Genomic DNA, 17,701 nt, shown 5'->3' with positions numbered 1-17,701 from the left:
TATAATCATTCTTTAATATCTCGCAATCGCAATTGCAAACTTAATTTACCTTTCCATTCGTTTTCATCGATGCAATACACCGCTTGAAAAGGTTTTTGATGCGTAGTCAGTTCGATTTTGTTTCCCAAATTAAAACCAATTGCAGCGATACCTTCGGAGTTATTTTGTTTGATAAAAAGTTTTAAATGTTCATCTTCTTGCCCCATAGGTTTTCCATAACCAGTGTCTTTAATATTTTTAGTTAGGAAAATTGGCGTCATATTTTGTGGTCCGTACGGTTCAAATTGTTTCAGGATTCGGATTAATTTTGGAGTGATATTAGCAAAATCAATTTCGGCATCAACTGCAATTTCTGGTGTCAGCATGTCCGGATGAATGGTTCTTTCTACTTCTTGTTCGAAAGCCTCTTTGAAGATTTGATAATTTTCTTCCTTCAACGTCATTCCTGCGGCATACATGTGACCACCAAATTGTTCTAAATGTTCGGTACAGGCTTCGAGTGCATTATACACATCAAACCCTTTTACGGAACGTGCCGAAGCAGCATATTTATCACCACTTTTCGTAAAAACAAGTGTTGGGCGATAATAGGTTTCAATCAGTCGGGAAGCGACAATTCCAATCACGCCTTTGTGCCAATCTTCTTGAAAAACTACAGAGGTAAAACGCTTTTTTTCATTGTTTTCCTCAATTTGTTTTAATGCTTCTTTGGTGATTAATTTGTCTAAATCTTTTCGCTCTGAATTATACGCCTCGATTTCAGAAGCAAATTGTTGGGCTTGCTCAAAATTAAATTCGGTTAATAATTCCACTGCATGATTTCCATGTTTGATGCGTCCTGCAGCGTTTATTCTGGGTGCGATGATGAAAACAACATCGGTAATATCTAAAGTTTGTTTTTTTATTTGGTGAATGATGGCTTTGATTCCTGGTCTTGGGTCAGAATTGATGACTTGCAATCCAAAATAAGCCAGCACCCGATTTTCTCCAGTCATAGGGACGATATCAGCAGCAATCGCAGCCGAAACTAAATCTAAATATGGAATCAAATCATCTATAGTTTCATTTCGATTTTGGCCCAAAGCCTGAATCAATTTAAAACCTATTCCGCAACCGCACAATTCATCATAAGGATATGTACAATCGTCTCTTTTTGGATCGAGAACGGCAACGGCTTCGGGTAAAAATTCTCCCGGTCTGTGGTGGTCACAAATGATAAAATCGATGTTTCTTGCTTTGGCGTAAGCCACATGATCGATGGATTTTATACCACAATCTAAAGCGATGATAAGCGAAAATCCATTGTCATCAGCAAAGTCAATTCCCTTAAAAGATATTCCATAACCTTCGTCATAACGATCCGGAATGTAGGTCGCCACGTTTGGATAATAGGTTTTTAGATAGGAAGAAACGAGTGAAACTGCCGTGGTTCCATCGACATCATAATCACCAAAAACAAGAATATTTTCCTCATTTTCAATCGCTTTTTCAATTCGGGCGACTGCTTTTTCCATATCTTTCATCAAATATGGATCGTGCAAATCCTCTAAACTCGGGCGAAAAAACCGTCTGGCATCTTCAAATGTTTCAATACCGCGTTGCACTAATAAAGTGGCCACAAAATCTTCTACATTCAACGCTTTCGCCAAATGTTGTACAGTCTCCTCGGAAGGTTTTGGTTTTAAGGTCCAACGCATAGTGATTTGGTATTATAGAATTGTGTTAGGAATTTTGTTTGATCGAGCGCAGTAGAGTAACCGATGTGTCTCGACTGCACTCGACCTGACAGCGAATTTTAATTTTTATTTCAACACTAAAGCACTTCCGTAAAAGGCAATTCCATCCCAACCGGTTTTCATAAAACTCCGAATGTTTTGATGATCTGTTCCGTTTGGATTTTGTAAAACATCTTCGTAATAATAGGCTCCAAAACAGGCTAGTGTTTCTGCTTCTGATAAGTTTTGAATTTCGGCAAACGAAAATAATTTGCAAGATCCTGTATTTTCTCCTGCTGCATTGTGTTGCAAACCATTCTCAAATGCTGTGGGTGTAAAGTCGTAGTTTTCTTCGATAGTAGCAATGGTTTCTGAAAATACTATCGCTTCAGGTGTTTGTTTTAATTTCTCTAAGAAAGCGGCTATAGTCATATTGATTTTCATTGTTTAGAATTGTGAGGCAATTGTTTTCGCGGCAAAAATAGCGCCATCCATATAACCAGGGTTTTGATTGGCTGTTTCAGCTCCGGAAGCATATAATTTATCGTTTAGTAATGGTGTTTTGAAAAGGGAATGTCCGTTGTTTTGGTGCGCTAACACGAGTTGTTCATACGGCTGAAATGTAAGCGGTTCTTCCCTCCAAACGTTCTCATAATAGGCTACATAATCCGTAGCTTCTGGCCCAAAGAAAGCCGTTAGTTGCGCTATTACTTTTTCTTTGCGTTCTTCAAAAGACAGGACTGCGGTACCCCCATTTAGGAAACCTTTTAATGCAAAACCGGAATTATCAGCAGTGCTGTGATCATACATTTCCTGAATAATACTGGCTTGGCTGAATAAGGTTCCCGAATAATTATTCTTTTTCCAAAAAGGAGTTTTATATTCCACAGCAAATTTTATGGATTCTCCCATCCAAGTATGCGTTTTCTTGGCTAGTTGTGTAAAATTGTCTGGTAATTTGGGTTCAAAAAGCACCGAGTTTACCAGCAAATTAGGTGGAATAGTACTAATCACTTTATCGGCTGAATAACTATTACCACCTGAATCGGTTACTATTAATTGATTATTTTCCTCTTTTATCCCCGTTATTCTAGTTTGTGTTTTGATATGTTGTAGACCAATCTCAGAGACTAATCTATCAATTAGTGCTGCCGTTCCGCCCTCAATGCGAAAAGAAGGTTCTTCGGAATCTGATATTTCAAATTTCTGTGGTGGTACAAAAGACATTGTTTCAAATAATGAAATTCCCTTTGTATGTTGTCTAAAATAGGGGAGTTCTAAAGTTTGAAGTACCTCCAGAAGATGCCGGTGTTGGTTTCCAAACCAAGTCGCACCCATTTCCATCGAGACAGCTGTTGTTCCGGTTATGGTTTTTATGCGGCCTCCAATTCTGGTATTAGCCTCCAATATCACAACTTCTATTCCCTTTTTTTGAAGTAAAAAAGCAGTGTAGAGTCCACAAAGCCCCGCACCGATTACAATAACTTTTTCCTTTTTCATTATTATTCTTCAGCTGAGAATTTAGATTTTTTAGGTTCTTTGGTTATTGGTTTTCCACCTACAACCACAACAATTTCTCCTCTCGGAGCTATTTTTTCAAAATGAGTCAAAACTTCTCTTACCGTTCCTCGAACATTTTCTTCGTGTAATTTTGATAATTCTCTACAAACACAAATCGGTCGCTCTTCACCAAAATAAGTAATGAATTCCGATAAAGTCTTCACTAATTTATGCGGTGAAACATACAAAATCATTGTACGCGTTTCTTCGGCTAAGGCCAAATAACGGGTTTGTTTACCTTTTTTGTCAGGCAAAAAGCCTTCGAAAACAAATTTATCATTAGGTAAACCACTGTTGACTAATGCCGGAACAAATGCTGTTGCACCGGGCAAACATTCAACTTCAACTCCATTTTCAACACAAGCTCTAGTCAATAAAAAACCGGGATCTGAAATGGCAGGCGTTCCTGCATCCGAGATTAATGCAATGTTTTCTCCAGCTTTTAAACGAGAAATTAAATTCTCTACGGTTTTGTGTTCGTTGTGCATGTGATGGCTGTACATGTGCGTGCCAATTTCGAAATGCTTTAACAGTTTTCCACTCGTACGCGTATCTTCAGCGAGAATCAAATCGACTTCCTTAAGAATCCGAATCGCTCGAAAAGTCATGTCTTCGAGATTGCCAATAGGCGTAGGAACGATGTATAATTTTGACATAGATAAAATAATTAAATACAAATTTTATAGAAAATCTGTATTTGTTCAAATGTTTAATCAGAAAAATTCAAGGAAATTTACAAGAATTTTTTCTCTATAATATCCATAAAACGTTCCTCATAATCCTGTTTTCCTTCCCAGTTGTTGTAGTCCGGTTTTACCATTTCTTGAATGAAATCTCTGGTTTCGTAGAACGTATCAAACGTAATTAATTGATTTAAAACGCGGTTGTAATCTTCGCTGCTGTTTCCAAAAAGGTGTTTTATGAAAGCAATTCGGTCATTCAAATCGATGTTGATTCCTTTGGCTAATTTTTCGTTCAGCGAAACTGTTTTTGGCTCAACAGCTTCCTCTTTGATAGGTACTACTTTTTCTTCCTCTGCAACAATTTCTTTTGGAGTTTCAATTACTACTGCAGTAGGAATATTTTCAATTTGTTGCACTTTTACAAACTGGGTGTCATGATAATTTCCGCCCAATAAATCTTCGAAAGAAATTTGTACCGGTTCCATTTTCTTTGGTACTTCCAGTTCTGTTTCTACTTCCTCTTCTTGTGATAATTCAAAAGCCGGAGTGAATGGAGTCGTTTCAGGTTCTGAAGTTTCTTCTTCCTCAGCAATTATTTCTTCCTCAATAATTGGTTCTTCTTCTTTTTCTTCTTCTTCCGCAGTTACTTCTTCATTAGAAATTGTTTCTTCCAAAGGCGTTTCAACGGTTTCTTCTTCCGCAATACTCGTTTCAGATTCATCATTAGTTGCTGTTGTTTCTTCCAAAGGAGCTTCAACAGTCTCTTCTTCCACACTACTTGTATCAGATTCAGATGCATCAACAGTTGGTGGTTGTTCCAAAGGCGTTTCAACAATTTCTTTGGCAATAGTTTCTTCGACTACAGCTTTAATTTCCGGTTTAACTAATTCTGTTTTATCAAAAATAGATTCAATTTTTTGTTCCACTTCAGCAGCGCCAATAGTTGGTTTTGCCTCACTAAAGTGTTCGTCTACAAATCGTAAGACAGAAAGTTTTTCATATAATTTCTGCGTTTCCAGATATAATTGATTGATGTCAGATTTATTTTTTAGTTGTAATACTCTGTGTGCAATGCTGATTAAATCGGCTTCCAATTTTTTTTTCATGACTTTTGAAATTATAGTGTGTTAGGCGGGTCTTTTTTATAAATGTCTTCCTAGTTTTTATTTAGCATAAGGAAGAAGGAACCTTTGCTCGCGTTATTTATTTTTTAAATAAGAGCTCGCGAATCTCCGATTTAATAAAAATGTTATACTTTTGAAACGACGTAAAAGTATAAAATTTTTAAGTCGGTTTTATCCATTACAAAGTAATAAAAACTATTCATTTTTTAAGTCAGAAAAATACAAAATGTTTCTCGAAAATACAGTAAATCATAAAGAACAATTTGGTTGGATTGAAGTCATTTGTGGCTCCATGTTTTCGGGTAAAACCGAGGAATTGATCCGTCGTTTGAAAAGAGCGCAATTTGCCAAGCAAAAAGTAGAAATTTTTAAACCGGCAATCGATACGCGTTATGATGATGAAATGGTGGTGTCGCATGATGCTAACGAAATTCGTTCAACGCCTGTTCCTGCTGCCGCAAATATTGCTATTTTGGCGCAAGGTTGCGATGTTGTAGGCATTGATGAAGCACAGTTTTTTGATGATGAAATTGTCAAAATTTGCAATGATTTGGCGAATCAGGGAATCCGGGTAATTGTTGCCGGATTAGATATGGATTTCAAGGGAAATCCTTTTGGTCCAATGCCCGCATTAATGGCAACTGCCGAATATGTGACCAAAGTGCATGCCGTATGTACCCGCACCGGAAATCTGGCGAATTACAGTTTCCGTAAAACTGACAATGACAAGCTCGTCATGTTAGGGGAAACCGAAGAATACGAACCCCTCAGTCGTGCCGCGTATTATCACGCTATGAAAAAAGATCAGGAGTAGTAAAATATTATTTAGAAGAAGCCCTTTCAAAGTTTAAACTTTGAAAGGGTTATTTTATAAAAAAGGGGAAACTTGTTTTAAACAAATTTCCCCTTTTTAGTATTTTTAAATTCTAAATTACATCTTCTTTCTCATTCTCGCTACCGGAATGTCGAGTTGTTCTCTGTATTTTGCAATGGTTCTTCTCGCGATTGGATAGCCTTTTTCTTTAAGAATTTCGGCCAATTGATCATCCGGAAGTGGTTTTTTCTTGTCTTCTTCTTCAATGGTGTTCTGAAGAATTTTTTTGATTTCCAGTGTAGAAACATCTTCGCCTTGATCATTTTTCATCGCTTCCGAGAAGAATTCTTTTATCAGTTTAGTACCATAAGGCGTTTCCACATACTTGCTGTTTGCTACGCGTGAAATCGTAGAAATATCAAGACCTACCATATCAGCAATATCTTTCAGAATCATCGGTTTCAACTTGGTTTCATCACCATCCAGAAAATATTCTTCCTGATAATGCATAATCGCATTCATGGTTACAAAAAGCGTTTCCTGACGTTGGCGTATCGCATCGATAAACCATTTAGCTGAATCCAGTTTTTGTTTGATAAACTGCACCGCATCTTTTTGCTGTGCTGATTTATCACGGGAATCCTTGTAGGTTTGCATCATTTCCTGATAATCTTTGGAAACGTGCAGGGAAGGAGCATTTCGTCCGTTTAAGGTCAATTCCAGTTCACCGTCCACAATTCTGATGGCGAAATCAGGAACCACATTTTCCGTCACTTTATTATTTCCGGTAAACGATCCGCCTGGCTTTGGATTTAGTTTTTCTATTTCGTGAATGGCTTTTTTCAGTTGCTCATTCGAAACATTGTATTTTTGTAACAGTTTATCGTAATGTTTTTTGGTAAAAGCATCAAACTGATTTTCGATAATATCAGTAGCTAATTCCACGTATTCCGTTGGAGTTTTGTGTTTTAATTGCAACAACAAGCATTCCTGTAAATCACGTGCTCCTACGCCGGATGGTTCGAGTTCATGAATCACCTGCAACATTTTCTCCACCATCTTTTCATCAGTGTAAATGCCTTGGGTAAACGCCATATCATCTACCATATCTGGAACGCTTCTGCGGATATAACCCATGTCATCAATACTTCCTACCAAAAATTCTGCAATTTCACGCTCCTCATCATTCAGGATAAAAGTATTCAACTGATTGATTAAATCTTGGTGGAAACTGACCGGTGCTGCAAAAGGTGTTTCACGATCATCGTCATCATCGCTATAATTGTTAGCCTGTGTTTTATAATCTGGCGTTTCGTCGTTGCTTAAATATTCGTCAATGTTGATGTCTTCGGCTTCAATTCTGTCTGATTCTGAATCATCATAATCGTCATAATCTTCGTTTTCGAACTCGTCCTTTTCATACTCATCTTCTTCTTTTCCGGCTTCCAAAGCTGGATTTTCGTTCATTTCTTCCAATAAACGTTGTTCGAAAGCTTGCGTAGGCAATTGAATTAACTTCATCAGCTGAATTTGCTGTGGAGATAATTTCTGTGATAACTTTAAATTTAAGAATTGCTTTAGCATTTTTATTGTTTAAAAGTTTAAGGTTTAAAGTTTAAGGTTGCTGAACTTTCAACAACCTTAAACTTTAAACTTGAAACAAATTTTTAGAATTCCGCATTCATTGGCGTTCTTGGGAAAGGAATTACGTCACGAATGTTTGTCATTCCTGTTACAAATAATACCAGTCTTTCGAACCCAAGTCCAAAACCAGAGTGAACCGCTGAACCAAATCTTCTAGTGTCTAAATACCACCACAATTCTTCTTCATCAATTCCTAAGGCTTTCATTTTTTCAACCAAAACATCAAAACGTTCTTCTCTTTGAGAACCTCCCACAATTTCTCCAATTCCAGGAAAAAGGATATCCATGGCACGAACTGTTTTTCCGTCTTCGTTCAAACGCATGTAAAATGCTTTGATATTTGCCGGGTAATCAAACAAGATTACGGGACATTTAAAGTGTTTTTCCACCAAATAACGCTCGTGTTCTGACTGTAAATCAGCTCCCCATTCGTTAATGATATAGTTGAATTTTTTCTTTTTATTTGGCGTACATTCTCTTAAAATGTCAATTGCTTCCGTGTATGAAACACGTTTGAAATTGTTTTCCAAAACAAAGTTTAATTTGTCAAGCAAAGCCATTTCACTTCTTTCAGCAACAGGTTTTGATTTCTCTTCATCCAATAATCTTGTTTCTAAGAATTTCAAATCTTCCGGACATTTGTCCATCGTGTATTTGATTACATACTGAATAAAATCTTCAGCCAAGTCCATATTATCATTCAAATCATTGAACGCCACTTCTGGCTCAATCATCCAAAATTCTGCAAGGTGACGCGAAGTGTTCGAGTTTTCAGCTCTAAATGTTGGTCCAAAAGTATAAATCTGACCCAAAGCCATGGCAAAAGTTTCTCCTTCTAATTGTCCCGAAACCGTAAGGTTCGTTTCTTTCCCGAAGAAATCTTCCTTGTAATTTACTTTTCCGTCTTCGGTTCTTGGCGTTCCGTCAAATGGCAAAGCGGTAACTTTAAACATTTCACCGGCACCTTCAGCATCCGAACCTGTAATGATTGGCGTATTCACATACACAAAACCTTTCTCTTGAAAATAACTGTGAACCGCATACGATAATACTGAACGCACTCTCATTATCGCTCCAAACATATTGGTACGAACTCTTAAATGCGCATTTTCACGCAAGAAATCCAAGCTCGGTTTGTTTTTTGGTTGTATCGGGAATTTCTCCGCATCTGAATCTCCAAGGATTTCCAGTTTAGCCACCTGAATTTCAAATTTTTGTCCGGCACCTTTACTTTCCACCAAAGTTCCAGTAACAGATATTGCTGCTCCAGTCGTAATTCTCTTTAACGTTTCGTCTGGTGTGTTCTCAAAATCGATAACACATTGTATATTATCAATGGTCGAACCATCGTTTAAGGCAATAAATTGATTGTTTCTAAAAGTTCTCACCCATCCTTTTGCATTTACTTCATGAAGCGTCGTGGTACTGTTTAGTAAGTCTTTAACTTTTGTATGTCTCATTTTATGTATATAATTGATATTAAAAATTGTCTCGTGACTGAACTGCAAATATAAATGATTTGTTTGAAAAGTCATTGTAAGAAATAGGGTAATCAGGAGCTATTTCCCGCTATCCGCTATATCTTTGTGTTTTTAAAGAAAAAACACAAAGGATGCCGCTACTATCGGGGCTAGGTTGTGGTGGAATTTTAGGTTTTCAAGCAAAATTAGAAGCTGTCCCAATAAAAATAATACGATGAACGAAAGACTGCACGCATAAATATTTTAAAAACTTGACAAACCTACTAACAGTTTGTATTTTTGCCACATGAACGACAATTTTGTAACAGAGTATTTTGGTATTGGGATTCAAAACGGTAAAACTCCTGAGAACTTGGGTGTATTATGGCGCACAGCACAAAATCTTGGTGCAAGTTATATCTTTACCATTGGCAATCGCTACGCGAAGCAGGCTTGCGATACGCATAATGCTGTAAAGTCAATCCCTTATTTTCATTATGAAACTTTCGAAGACTTCTATAAAAATTTACCCAAAGGCGCTCGCCTAGTAGGTGTCGAATTAGATGAAAATGCAACTGATTTAGAAACTTTTGAACATCCAAGACGTTGTGTATATCTATTGGGCGCTGAGGATAATGGGCTATCGAAAGCTGCTATTGCAAAATGCCATTACCTCGTAAAATTCAAATCTGAGAAAAGTTTGAATGTTTCTGTTGCTGGAAGCATTGTTCTTTATGATCGTGGACTTAATAAACCCAGATCATAAAAAAATTCCCGCTCTGAAAAACGGGAATTTTAGTAATTGATTATAGTTTTTTATTGATTGTTGTCCATTTCTAGAATTAAATTAGCAATAAGAGCGGTCCATCCGGTTTGATGCGAAGCACCTAAACCTTTACCGGTGTCTCCATCAAAAAACTCATAGAAAAAATGCTGGTCCTTAAAATGCTCTTCTTTAGAGAAAACATGATTTGAATCATCAGCATGGTACTGGTATTTTCCATTTTCATCTCGTTCAAAAAGTTTGACTAGCCTTTTTGTTAACTCGTTTGCAATTTCGTTTAAGTTTAGTTTATTTGAGGAGCCCGTTGGGAATTCATACAAATAAGTAGGCCCATAAAAAGTGTAATATTTGCGTAGAGATTGGATGATCATATAATTCAGTGGCATCCAGATAGGTCCACGCCAATTAGAATTTCCCCCAAACATACCAGACCTGCTTTCGCCTGGTTCGTACTGAATTTTATGATGTCCTTTGCTTCCAAAAACAAAAGGGTTGTCCTTATGATATTTAGAAAGGGATCGAATCCCATAATCCGATAGGAATTCCTTTTCGTCCAGTAAGCGTATTAAAAGATGCTCTAGTCTAAAACCACGCATAATCGAAAATAGAAAATTACCATCTTTATTAGCAGTTTCTAAGTTGGATATTAATGAGGCTAGATCCGGACGAGTTCTGATAATTTCGTTTGCTCTTTTTTGAAAATCTTTCAATTGTTCGAATAGCTCTTTGTGCATAATTTCTACAGCAAACATAGGAATTACGCCTACTAGAGAACGTACTTTCAAGCGTTCTGTGCTGCCATCAGACATTTCAACAACATCGTAATAAAAATTGTCTTTGTCGTCCCACAAGGAAAGATCTTTTTTCCCTATGTGATGCATTGCCCATGCAATATTTAGGAAATGCCTGAAAAACTTAGCTGATATTTCTTCGTAAATTTTATTGGTTTTCGCTAATTCAAGTGACATGCGCAACATGTTTAAGGAAAACATGGCCATCCAGCTCGTAGCATCGGCTTGCTGCATTTTTTTGATTCCTTCTGGCATGTGGTTGCGATCAAAAACACCAATGTTGTCTAATCCTAAAAAGCCCCCTTCAAACAAATCTGTTCCACTGGTGTCTTTTTGATTGACCCACCACGTAAAATTCACGAGGAGTTTCTGGAAAGCAGTTTCTAAAAATTCAGTGTCGGTTTTACCGGTACGTTTTAAGTCTTTTTCATAAACAGTCCATACTGCCCAAGAATGAACCGGCGGATTCACATCACTAAAGTTCCATTCATAAGCGGGAATTTGGCCATTAGGATGCATGTAGCTTTCTTGTAACACTAGTAGGAGCTGCTGCTTAGCAAAATACGGGTCAATTTCAACAAACGAAGCCATGTGAAAAGCAAGATCCCAAGCGGCATACCATGGGTATTCCCATTTATCAGGCATCGAGATTACATGTCGGTTTGTCAAATGTTGCCAGCTGGTATTTCGTTTGTCTGAGCGATTTGGTGATGTCTCTCCTGGCCCTCCAAAAAGCCATTTAAATACATCATAATAATAAAATTGTTTGGTCCACAACAATCCTGAAAAGGCACTTTTTACAATTTTTTGTTGCTCTTTTGGAATTTCCGCGCTTATTATTTCGCTATAAAATGTTTCACATTCCTTTTTTCTAGCTTCAATAACGGTATCAAAATCAGTAAAAGGATTTTCTAGCGGCACATTACTCAACCGTATTTTTACGCTTTTTTCTTCTCCAGGTTTTAAATCAAACTGATGCCAAATGGCAGCTTTGGTCCCAAATTTTTCTGGGTTTACAGTAGGTTCATCGCTAATTACGTGGTTATTGATTCCATCTTTTACAAAATCATACTCATTGGGAGCATTGTATATGCGCTTGTTGTTGGTTTCGTTTTCACAAAAGAGTTGTTCTCCTTCGAGGTGATAAAAGTAATAGGATCCGTTTCGGCTACTAGTAGAAAGGATTGTGTTATTTGCTACAGACTCCATATTTGGTCGGGGATGTCTATCATTGTGTTTCCAGAAATTACGAAACCATAAATGTGGAAGTACATGAATTGTAGCGGTTGTTGCACCTCTATTGATTACGGTAATTTGCATCAAGATATCATCAACATCTGCTTTTGCATATTCGATAAAACAATCAAAATATGCATTGTCAGTAAAGCTATCCGTATCTAATAATTCAAATTCTGTTTCTTCCCGACTGCGTTGATTTTTTACAATTAAATCCTCGTAAGGAAACTCGTTTTGAGGATATTTATAAAGGTATTTGTTATAGGAGTGAGATGGTGTTGAAACTTGATGGAAGTAAAGTTCTTTTACATCTTCTCCATGATTACCTTGATTATTGGTTAAACCAAATAAACGCTCTTTGAGTATAGGATCTTTTCCGTTCCAAAAGGCAGGAGCCAAGCATAGTATTTCACGAGAATCACAAAAACCTCCAATTCCTTCTTCGCCCCATCTATAGGCGTTACTTCGAGCTCTATCGTGGTTTATGAATTCCCAAGCATCGCCATTTTGGCTGTAGTCTTCACGAACAGTTCCCCATTGTCTTTCGGCTAAGTACGGCCCCCATTTTTTCCAATTTCTGTAATTATCAGAAACGGCTAATTTTTGTTCCTCAGAAATGTGGTGCGTCATATTTTGCAGTCTTAGTATTATTTTTGAACTTGAAAAACATAACTGTTGCTCTTATTACAAATAGCACAGGAGTTTTTTACTCTATTGTAAGTTTTCTATTCTTCTATGTTTGTAAAAATATGATTTATTTTTTAGTAGTACGAAATCAGCGGTTTACTATTGTTTAATTACCTACCAATGGCAACTTTCTTTAAATATCCCGTAAATTTTGAGGTCTTAATTTATCAATTTTTGTTGAAAATAAAATAAAATTACCCCAATAAGGTGGGCAAGAAACACAATACGGGTAAATAGAAAACGTTTTTGTTTTTTGTGAAAAACAGAAAAAACGTCATATCTCCATGCTTCGGGCGGAGAAATAGATCTTAATTATCCAATTTTTTCTTTTCTAAATCGTCAATTTCGGCATCACTTGGTTCGATGATATCAATTTTTGGTTCGATAAAATCTTGTTCGTTGGCCAAGGTTTTGTTCAAGGTTAGTACCAAAGCTGGCAACAACATCAAATTTGAAAGCATTCCGAATAATAATGTCAAAGAAATTAATCCACCAAGCGCTATTGTACCTCCAAAACTGGACAACATAAATACCGAAAATCCAAAGAACAATACGATAGAAGTATAGAACATGCTCAAGCCGGCGTCCGTAAATGTGGCATAAACCGATTTGCGGATTTTCCAGTTATTTTTCTTTAGTTCCTCACGGTATTGCGATAAGAATCGAACGGTATCATCTACCGAAAGTCCAAACGCAATTCCGAAAACTAATATCGTCGACGGTTTCAATGGAATGTCCAGAAAGCCCATGATTCCTGCGGTTAACATTAACGGCAGTAAATTTGGAATGATGGAAACCAGTACCATTTTGAACGAACGGAACATAAAACCAATCAAAAGCGCAGTCAAGAAAAAGGCAAATGCCAGCGACGAAAGTAAGTTGTCCAGAAGGTATCCAGTTCCTTTTTGAAAAACCAAAGCTTTTCCGGTGATAGTAACTTTATATTGATCTGGCGGGAAAATTTTATCGGCTTTCTTGCGAATTTCGGCTTCAATTTTGGCAATATTATCGCCGTTTTCATCGCGCATGAAAGTCGTGATTCGGGCAAATTGTCCCGTGGAATCCACATAACTTTTCATCAAATTGTCTTTCGAGTTTTTGGTGGCATTTTTAGCATACGACAAAATAAACGACTGTTCTTGTGAACTTGGTAAATCGTAATATTCGGGGTTTCCGTTGTAATAAGCTTGTTTGGAATATTTTACCAGATTCACAATAGAAATAGGTTTAGATAGTTCCGGGATTTCGTCAATGGTTTCCTCAAGTTCGTCCATTCGCCTCAGCGTAGACAATTTCATGACTCCTTTTTTACGTTTGGTGTCAATCATAATTTCGAGCGGCATAACACCATCAAATTCTTTTTCGAAGAAAACAATGTCTTCAAAAAACGCTTCTTTTTTAGGCATATCTTCAATCAAACTACCAGAAATACGCATTTCATAGATTCCGATAATGCTAATTACAAGAAGAACAATGGAAACGACATAAATTGAAAAACGATTGTATTTTACATTTCGCAGAATCCAATCCATGAAAACTTTTACGTAATTGCGGTCTAGATGCTCAATGTGGCGTTCTTTAGGAGCTGGAATATAACTGTGAAAAATAGGGATCACAATAATGCACAAAAAGAAAAGTGCCATGATATTGATGGAAGTCACCACACCAAATTCTAATAATAATTGATTGTTTGACGCCACAAACGTAGCAAAACCAATGGCTGTAGTTAGATTTGTCATTAAGGTTGCCATTCCCACTTTGGTGGTGACACGCTGTAATGCTTTGGCTTTGTTGTGGTGAATTTTATATTCCTGATGGTATTTATTGGTCAGGAAAATACAATTCGGAATCCCGATTACGATGATCAAAGACGGAACTAAAGCCGTTAAAACCGTGATTTCGTAATTCAATAAGCCTAAAAATCCAAAAGACCACATCACGCCAATAATAACAATAATCAATGATATTAACGTCGCTCTAAAGCTTCTAAAAAAGAAAAAGAAAAGCAGTGAAGTAACTAATAATGAAGCTCCAATAAAGATGCTAATTTCATCAGTAATGGTTTTTGCATTCAGCGTTCGGATATACGGCATTCCTGAGACACGCAGGTCGATTCCGGTTTCTTTTTCGAATGTTTCAACCGCGGGAACTAATTTTTCAAGGACAAAATCTTTTCGGGCTGCCGTGTTTACAATTTTCTTATCCATGTAAACGGCCGAACGTATGCTTCCAGATCTTTTATTGAATAGTAATCCTTCGTAAAAAGGCAAATCATTAAAAAGTTCTTTTTTTATTTTCTGAAGATACGCGGGGTCAACGGTTTTGCTTTGGTCAACAAAAGGAACTAGTTCAAAGGTTTCCAGCGAATCATTTTTTTGTAATTTCTTTAAGTCATTTAACGAAACTACTAAATCAACCGCTTTGTCTCCTTTCAGCGTATTCATCATTTTACTCCAAGAAGCATAGGCTTTTGGGGTAAATATGGCGTCGTCTTTTACACCGATTATGACCAGATTTCCTTCTTCACCAAATTTATTCAAAAAGGCGTTGTATTCGATATTTACAATATTATCATCCGGTAATAAATTGGCTTCGGTAAAAGTGAAGTGGATATTTTTCCATTGCAGTGCTAAAAGCCCAGTTATCACAACAATAATGGATAACATTAAAATTCTATTTCTAAGGACAATTCGGGCTATTAATTCCCAAAATCCTAAACTAAACCACTTAATCATAATTGATATTTAACGGCGGTAAAGGTAGTTAAAACCGCTATAAATCATTTGTTTTAACGGAAACTTTTTAAATGTAAATGCCAATATTAACGCAACTTTATTTTATTTGTAATTAAATATTTTTTTGAGATATAATTAATACATTTGAATTCTCATCGTCATGGTTGACAGTTGAGAATGCTGACATAAAATAGTATATGAAGAATTATAAAAACACAGTTTTTTATTTGGTGATAACAGGCGGTTTTACTGCTTTGATGTATTGGATTATAACCAAAGGGAAACGTTTAGAAGTGGCAGAAACAATAGTTACACCTGAAAGCGGAAAGGGTTCTTGGGGCGATTTTCTAACTTCGATGCAACACAATTTTCAAGATCCTTTGGCTATTCTTTTGGCCCAAATTATAACCATAATACTTGTTGCCCGTGTTTTTGGATGGATTTTCAAGAAAATTGGTCAGCCCTCCGTAATTGGGGAAATTATTGCTGGAATTGTCATCGGGCCGTCTTTATTGGGATTGTATTTTCCGGAATTTTCTCTAGCTTTATTTCCCGCTGAGTCCTTAGGGAATTTAAAATTTTTAAGTCAGATAGGATTAATCCTTTTTATGTTCGTCATCGGAATGGAACTCGATTTGAAAGTGCTGAAAAATAAAGCCAATGAAGCGGTGGTCATCAGTCATGCGAGTATCGTAATTCCATTTGCTCTCGGAATAGGACTAGCATATTTTGTGTATAATCGATTTGCTCCTGAAGGTGTTAAATTCCTTTCCTTTAGTTTGTTTATGGGAATTGCGTTGAGTATCACTGCATTTCCGGTTTTGGCCAGAATCGTGCAGGAACGAGGAATTCATAAAACGAAACTTGGTGCGATTGTCATTACTTGTGCTGCTGCCGATGATATTACGGCATGGTGTATTTTGGCGGTGGTAATTGCCATTGTCAAAGCAGGAACTTTCGTTAGTTCTTTATACATCATTATGTTGGCAGTGCTTTATGTTATAGCCATGATTTATATTGTAAAGCCATTTCTAAAGCGAATTGGAGATTTATATGGTTCAAAAGATACTATTATCAAACCAGTTGTGGCTATCTTTTTTCTGGTGCTTATTATTTCGTCTTATGCTACCGAAGTGATTGGGATTCATGCATTATTTGGAGCGTTTATGGCGGGAGCAATTATGCCTGATGTTCCAAAATTCAGAACCATATTCATAGAAAAAGTAGAGGATGTGGCGTTGATACTTTTACTGCCTTTATTCTTCGTATTCACGGGTTTGAAAACAGAAATTGGTCTTCTAAACGATCCGTATTTATGGAAAGTTACTGGTTTTATTATTTTGGTAGCTGTAGTTGGGAAATTTTTAGGAAGTGCCTTGGCAGCCAAATTTGTTGGTCAGAGTTGGCGTGACAGTTTAACAATTGGCGCTTTGATGAACACTAGAGGTTTGATGGAATTGATTGTGTTGAACATTGGATTGGAGCTTAAAGTTTTGACTCCAGAAGTGTTTACAATGATGGTAATTATGGCGCTGGTCACTACTTTTATGACGGGACCGGCTTTGGATTTAATTAATTACATCTTTAAAACTAAAGATGGAGTTGAAGTTTTGGAACCAACAAACCATAATAAATACCGAATTTTAATTTCATTTGGTAACAATGAAAAAGGAAAATCCTTGTTGCGATTAGCCAATAGTTTGATGAAAAAACAGAAAAGCACCTCCAGTATTACCGTGATGCATTTGTCTTTAAGTGACGAAGTGCATACTTTTAACATGGAAGACAAAGAAAAAAATAGTTTTTATCCTATTGTTGAAGAATCCCAATTGTTGAAACAGGATATTACCACCATTTTTAAAGCAACGATGGATATTGAAACTGAGATTGCTGATGTAGCCAATCAAGGCGATTATGATTTGTTACTGATAGGTTTAGGGAAATCAATATTTGAAGGTACCATTCTTGGAAAAGTAATCGGTTTTACCACCAGAATCATCAATCCGGATCGTTTGATTGATAAGTTTACAGGAAAAGAAGGATTGTTTGAAAACTCTCCTTTTGACGAAAGAACCAGACAGATTATTTCTAAAACCAAAATGCCAATTGGGATTTTGATTGATAAAGATTTGCAGCACGTTAACCATGTTTTTATCCCTATTTTCACTCCCGAAGATTCTTTTGTGATTGATTATATTCAGAAATTAGTATACAATAATAACTCAAAAATTGTCATTTTGGATGTAAATGGACATCTCACGACGAACTTTGTAATGAATAGTGCTATTGATTCTTTGGAACAAAAATATCCAAATAATATAGTTCTGATAACCGACAAAATAATTAAAGAGGAATTTTTGGCGCAGCAGGATTTAATGCTGATTAGTCTCGAAAGTTGGAAAGAATTAGTTGATTCCCGAAGTGATTGGTTGAGTGGCGTTCCTTCGGTGTTAATTTTAAAACAGTAA

12 protein-coding genes are annotated in these 17,701 nt (G+C 36.6%); 3 read left to right on the top strand and 9 right to left on the bottom strand.

Going from position 1 to position 17,701, the window contains the following annotated elements; translation table 11 throughout:
• Positions 1-5: 5 nt before the first annotated feature.
• The 5 genes from recJ to ACNQF8_RS02945 all read right to left on the bottom strand — a co-directional run bounded on the left by recJ (position 6) and on the right by ACNQF8_RS02945 (position 5,064).
• The gene (gene recJ / locus ACNQF8_RS02965) at positions 6-1,697 is read right to left on the bottom strand and encodes a single-stranded-DNA-specific exonuclease RecJ (protein WP_417952870.1); all 1,692 of its coding nucleotides are present in this window, start codon (positions 1,695-1,697) and stop codon (positions 6-8) included.
• A gap of 105 nt (positions 1,698-1,802) precedes the next feature.
• Positions 1,803-2,147, bottom strand: a complete 345-nt coding sequence (locus tag ACNQF8_RS02960) for a HopJ type III effector protein (RefSeq protein WP_417953094.1) — start codon at positions 2,145-2,147, stop codon at positions 1,803-1,805.
• 15 nt (positions 2,148-2,162) lie between these two features.
• Positions 2,163-3,215 carry a flavin monoamine oxidase family protein gene (locus ACNQF8_RS02955; protein ID WP_417952869.1) on the bottom strand — a complete coding sequence of 351 codons (1,053 nt, stop codon included), beginning with the start codon at positions 3,213-3,215 and terminating at the stop codon, positions 2,163-2,165.
• 2 nt (positions 3,216-3,217) lie between these two features.
• Positions 3,218-3,931 (bottom strand): 16S rRNA (cytidine(1402)-2'-O)-methyltransferase, encoded by a 714-nt coding sequence (gene rsmI / locus ACNQF8_RS02950; RefSeq protein ID WP_315209508.1) that lies wholly within the window; start codon positions 3,929-3,931, stop codon positions 3,218-3,220.
• Between the two features lie 77 nt (positions 3,932-4,008).
• Positions 4,009-5,064 (bottom strand): hypothetical protein, encoded by a 1,056-nt coding sequence (locus ACNQF8_RS02945; RefSeq protein WP_417952868.1) that lies wholly within the window; start codon positions 5,062-5,064, stop codon positions 4,009-4,011.
• Positions 5,065-5,308: 244 nt separating this feature from the next.
• Here ACNQF8_RS02945 and ACNQF8_RS02940 point away from each other — a divergent pair, with 244 nt between their 5' ends.
• The gene (locus ACNQF8_RS02940; RefSeq protein WP_315209505.1) at positions 5,309-5,896 is read left to right on the top strand and encodes a thymidine kinase; all 588 of its coding nucleotides are present in this window, start codon (positions 5,309-5,311) and stop codon (positions 5,894-5,896) included.
• Between the two features lie 117 nt (positions 5,897-6,013).
• Here the strand turns inward: ACNQF8_RS02940 and rpoN are convergent, their stop codons facing one another.
• A complete protein-coding gene (gene rpoN, locus ACNQF8_RS02935; RefSeq protein ID WP_315209503.1) occupies positions 6,014-7,480 on the bottom strand; it encodes an RNA polymerase factor sigma-54 in 1,467 nt (488 codons plus the stop codon).
• An 83-nt stretch (positions 7,481-7,563) separates the two neighbouring features.
• Entirely contained in the window at positions 7,564-9,000 is a 1,437-nt protein-coding gene (asnS, locus tag ACNQF8_RS02930; RefSeq protein ID WP_417952867.1) for an asparagine--tRNA ligase, read from the bottom strand.
• A 307-nt stretch (positions 9,001-9,307) separates the two neighbouring features.
• Between asnS and ACNQF8_RS02925 the strand changes: the two genes are divergently transcribed.
• Entirely contained in the window at positions 9,308-9,766 is a 459-nt protein-coding gene (locus ACNQF8_RS02925) for an RNA methyltransferase (RefSeq protein WP_113634124.1), read from the top strand.
• 50 nt (positions 9,767-9,816) lie between these two features.
• On the opposite strand, the gene ACNQF8_RS02920 is transcribed toward ACNQF8_RS02925, so the two are convergent.
• Positions 9,817-12,441, bottom strand: coding sequence for an MGH1-like glycoside hydrolase domain-containing protein (locus ACNQF8_RS02920; protein WP_417950724.1), 2,625 nt, complete (start codon positions 12,439-12,441; stop codon positions 9,817-9,819).
• Between the two features lie 365 nt (positions 12,442-12,806).
• Positions 12,807-15,233, bottom strand: a complete 2,427-nt coding sequence (locus tag ACNQF8_RS02915) for an efflux RND transporter permease subunit (RefSeq protein WP_417952866.1) — start codon at positions 15,231-15,233, stop codon at positions 12,807-12,809.
• Positions 15,234-15,430: 197 nt separating this feature from the next.
• Here ACNQF8_RS02915 and ACNQF8_RS02910 point away from each other — a divergent pair, with 197 nt between their 5' ends.
• Positions 15,431-17,701, top strand: coding sequence for a cation:proton antiporter (locus tag ACNQF8_RS02910; protein WP_417952865.1), 2,271 nt, complete (start codon positions 15,431-15,433; stop codon positions 17,699-17,701).

This window comes from Flavobacterium labens, assembly GCF_048286755.1.
In the GTDB taxonomy this organism is placed as follows: domain Bacteria; phylum Bacteroidota; class Bacteroidia; order Flavobacteriales; family Flavobacteriaceae; genus Flavobacterium.
The sequence above is the reverse complement of the archived record's forward strand: the minus strand, read 5'-3'. Positions and strand labels throughout refer to the sequence as shown.

Excerpts from the sequence above, each read along its gene's own strand:
- rsmI (WP_315209508.1), bottom strand. The coding sequence starts at position 3,931 with ATGTCAAAATTATACATCGTTCCTACGCCTATTGGCAATCTCGAAGAC.
- ACNQF8_RS02925 (WP_113634124.1), top strand. The coding sequence starts at position 9,308 with ATGAACGACAATTTTGTAACAGAGTATTTTGGTATTGGGATTCAAAAC.
- ACNQF8_RS02955 (WP_417952869.1), bottom strand. The coding sequence starts at position 3,215 with ATGAAAAAGGAAAAAGTTATTGTAATCGGTGCGGGGCTTTGTGGACTC.
- ACNQF8_RS02960 (WP_417953094.1), bottom strand. The coding sequence starts at position 2,147 with ATGACTATAGCCGCTTTCTTAGAGAAATTAAAACAAACACCTGAAGCG.
- asnS (WP_417952867.1), bottom strand. The coding sequence starts at position 9,000 with ATGAGACATACAAAAGTTAAAGACTTACTAAACAGTACCACGACGCTT.
- ACNQF8_RS02915 (WP_417952866.1), bottom strand. The coding sequence starts at position 15,233 with ATGATTAAGTGGTTTAGTTTAGGATTTTGGGAATTAATAGCCCGAATT.
- ACNQF8_RS02940 (WP_315209505.1), top strand. The coding sequence starts at position 5,309 with ATGTTTCTCGAAAATACAGTAAATCATAAAGAACAATTTGGTTGGATT.
- recJ (WP_417952870.1), bottom strand. The coding sequence starts at position 1,697 with ATGCGTTGGACCTTAAAACCAAAACCTTCCGAGGAGACTGTACAACAT.
- ACNQF8_RS02920 (WP_417950724.1), bottom strand. The coding sequence starts at position 12,441 with ATGACGCACCACATTTCTGAGGAACAAAAATTAGCCGTTTCTGATAAT.
- ACNQF8_RS02910 (WP_417952865.1), top strand. The coding sequence starts at position 15,431 with ATGAAGAATTATAAAAACACAGTTTTTTATTTGGTGATAACAGGCGGT.
- rpoN (WP_315209503.1), bottom strand. The coding sequence starts at position 7,480 with ATGCTAAAGCAATTCTTAAATTTAAAGTTATCACAGAAATTATCTCCA.
- ACNQF8_RS02945 (WP_417952868.1), bottom strand. The coding sequence starts at position 5,064 with ATGAAAAAAAAATTGGAAGCCGATTTAATCAGCATTGCACACAGAGTA.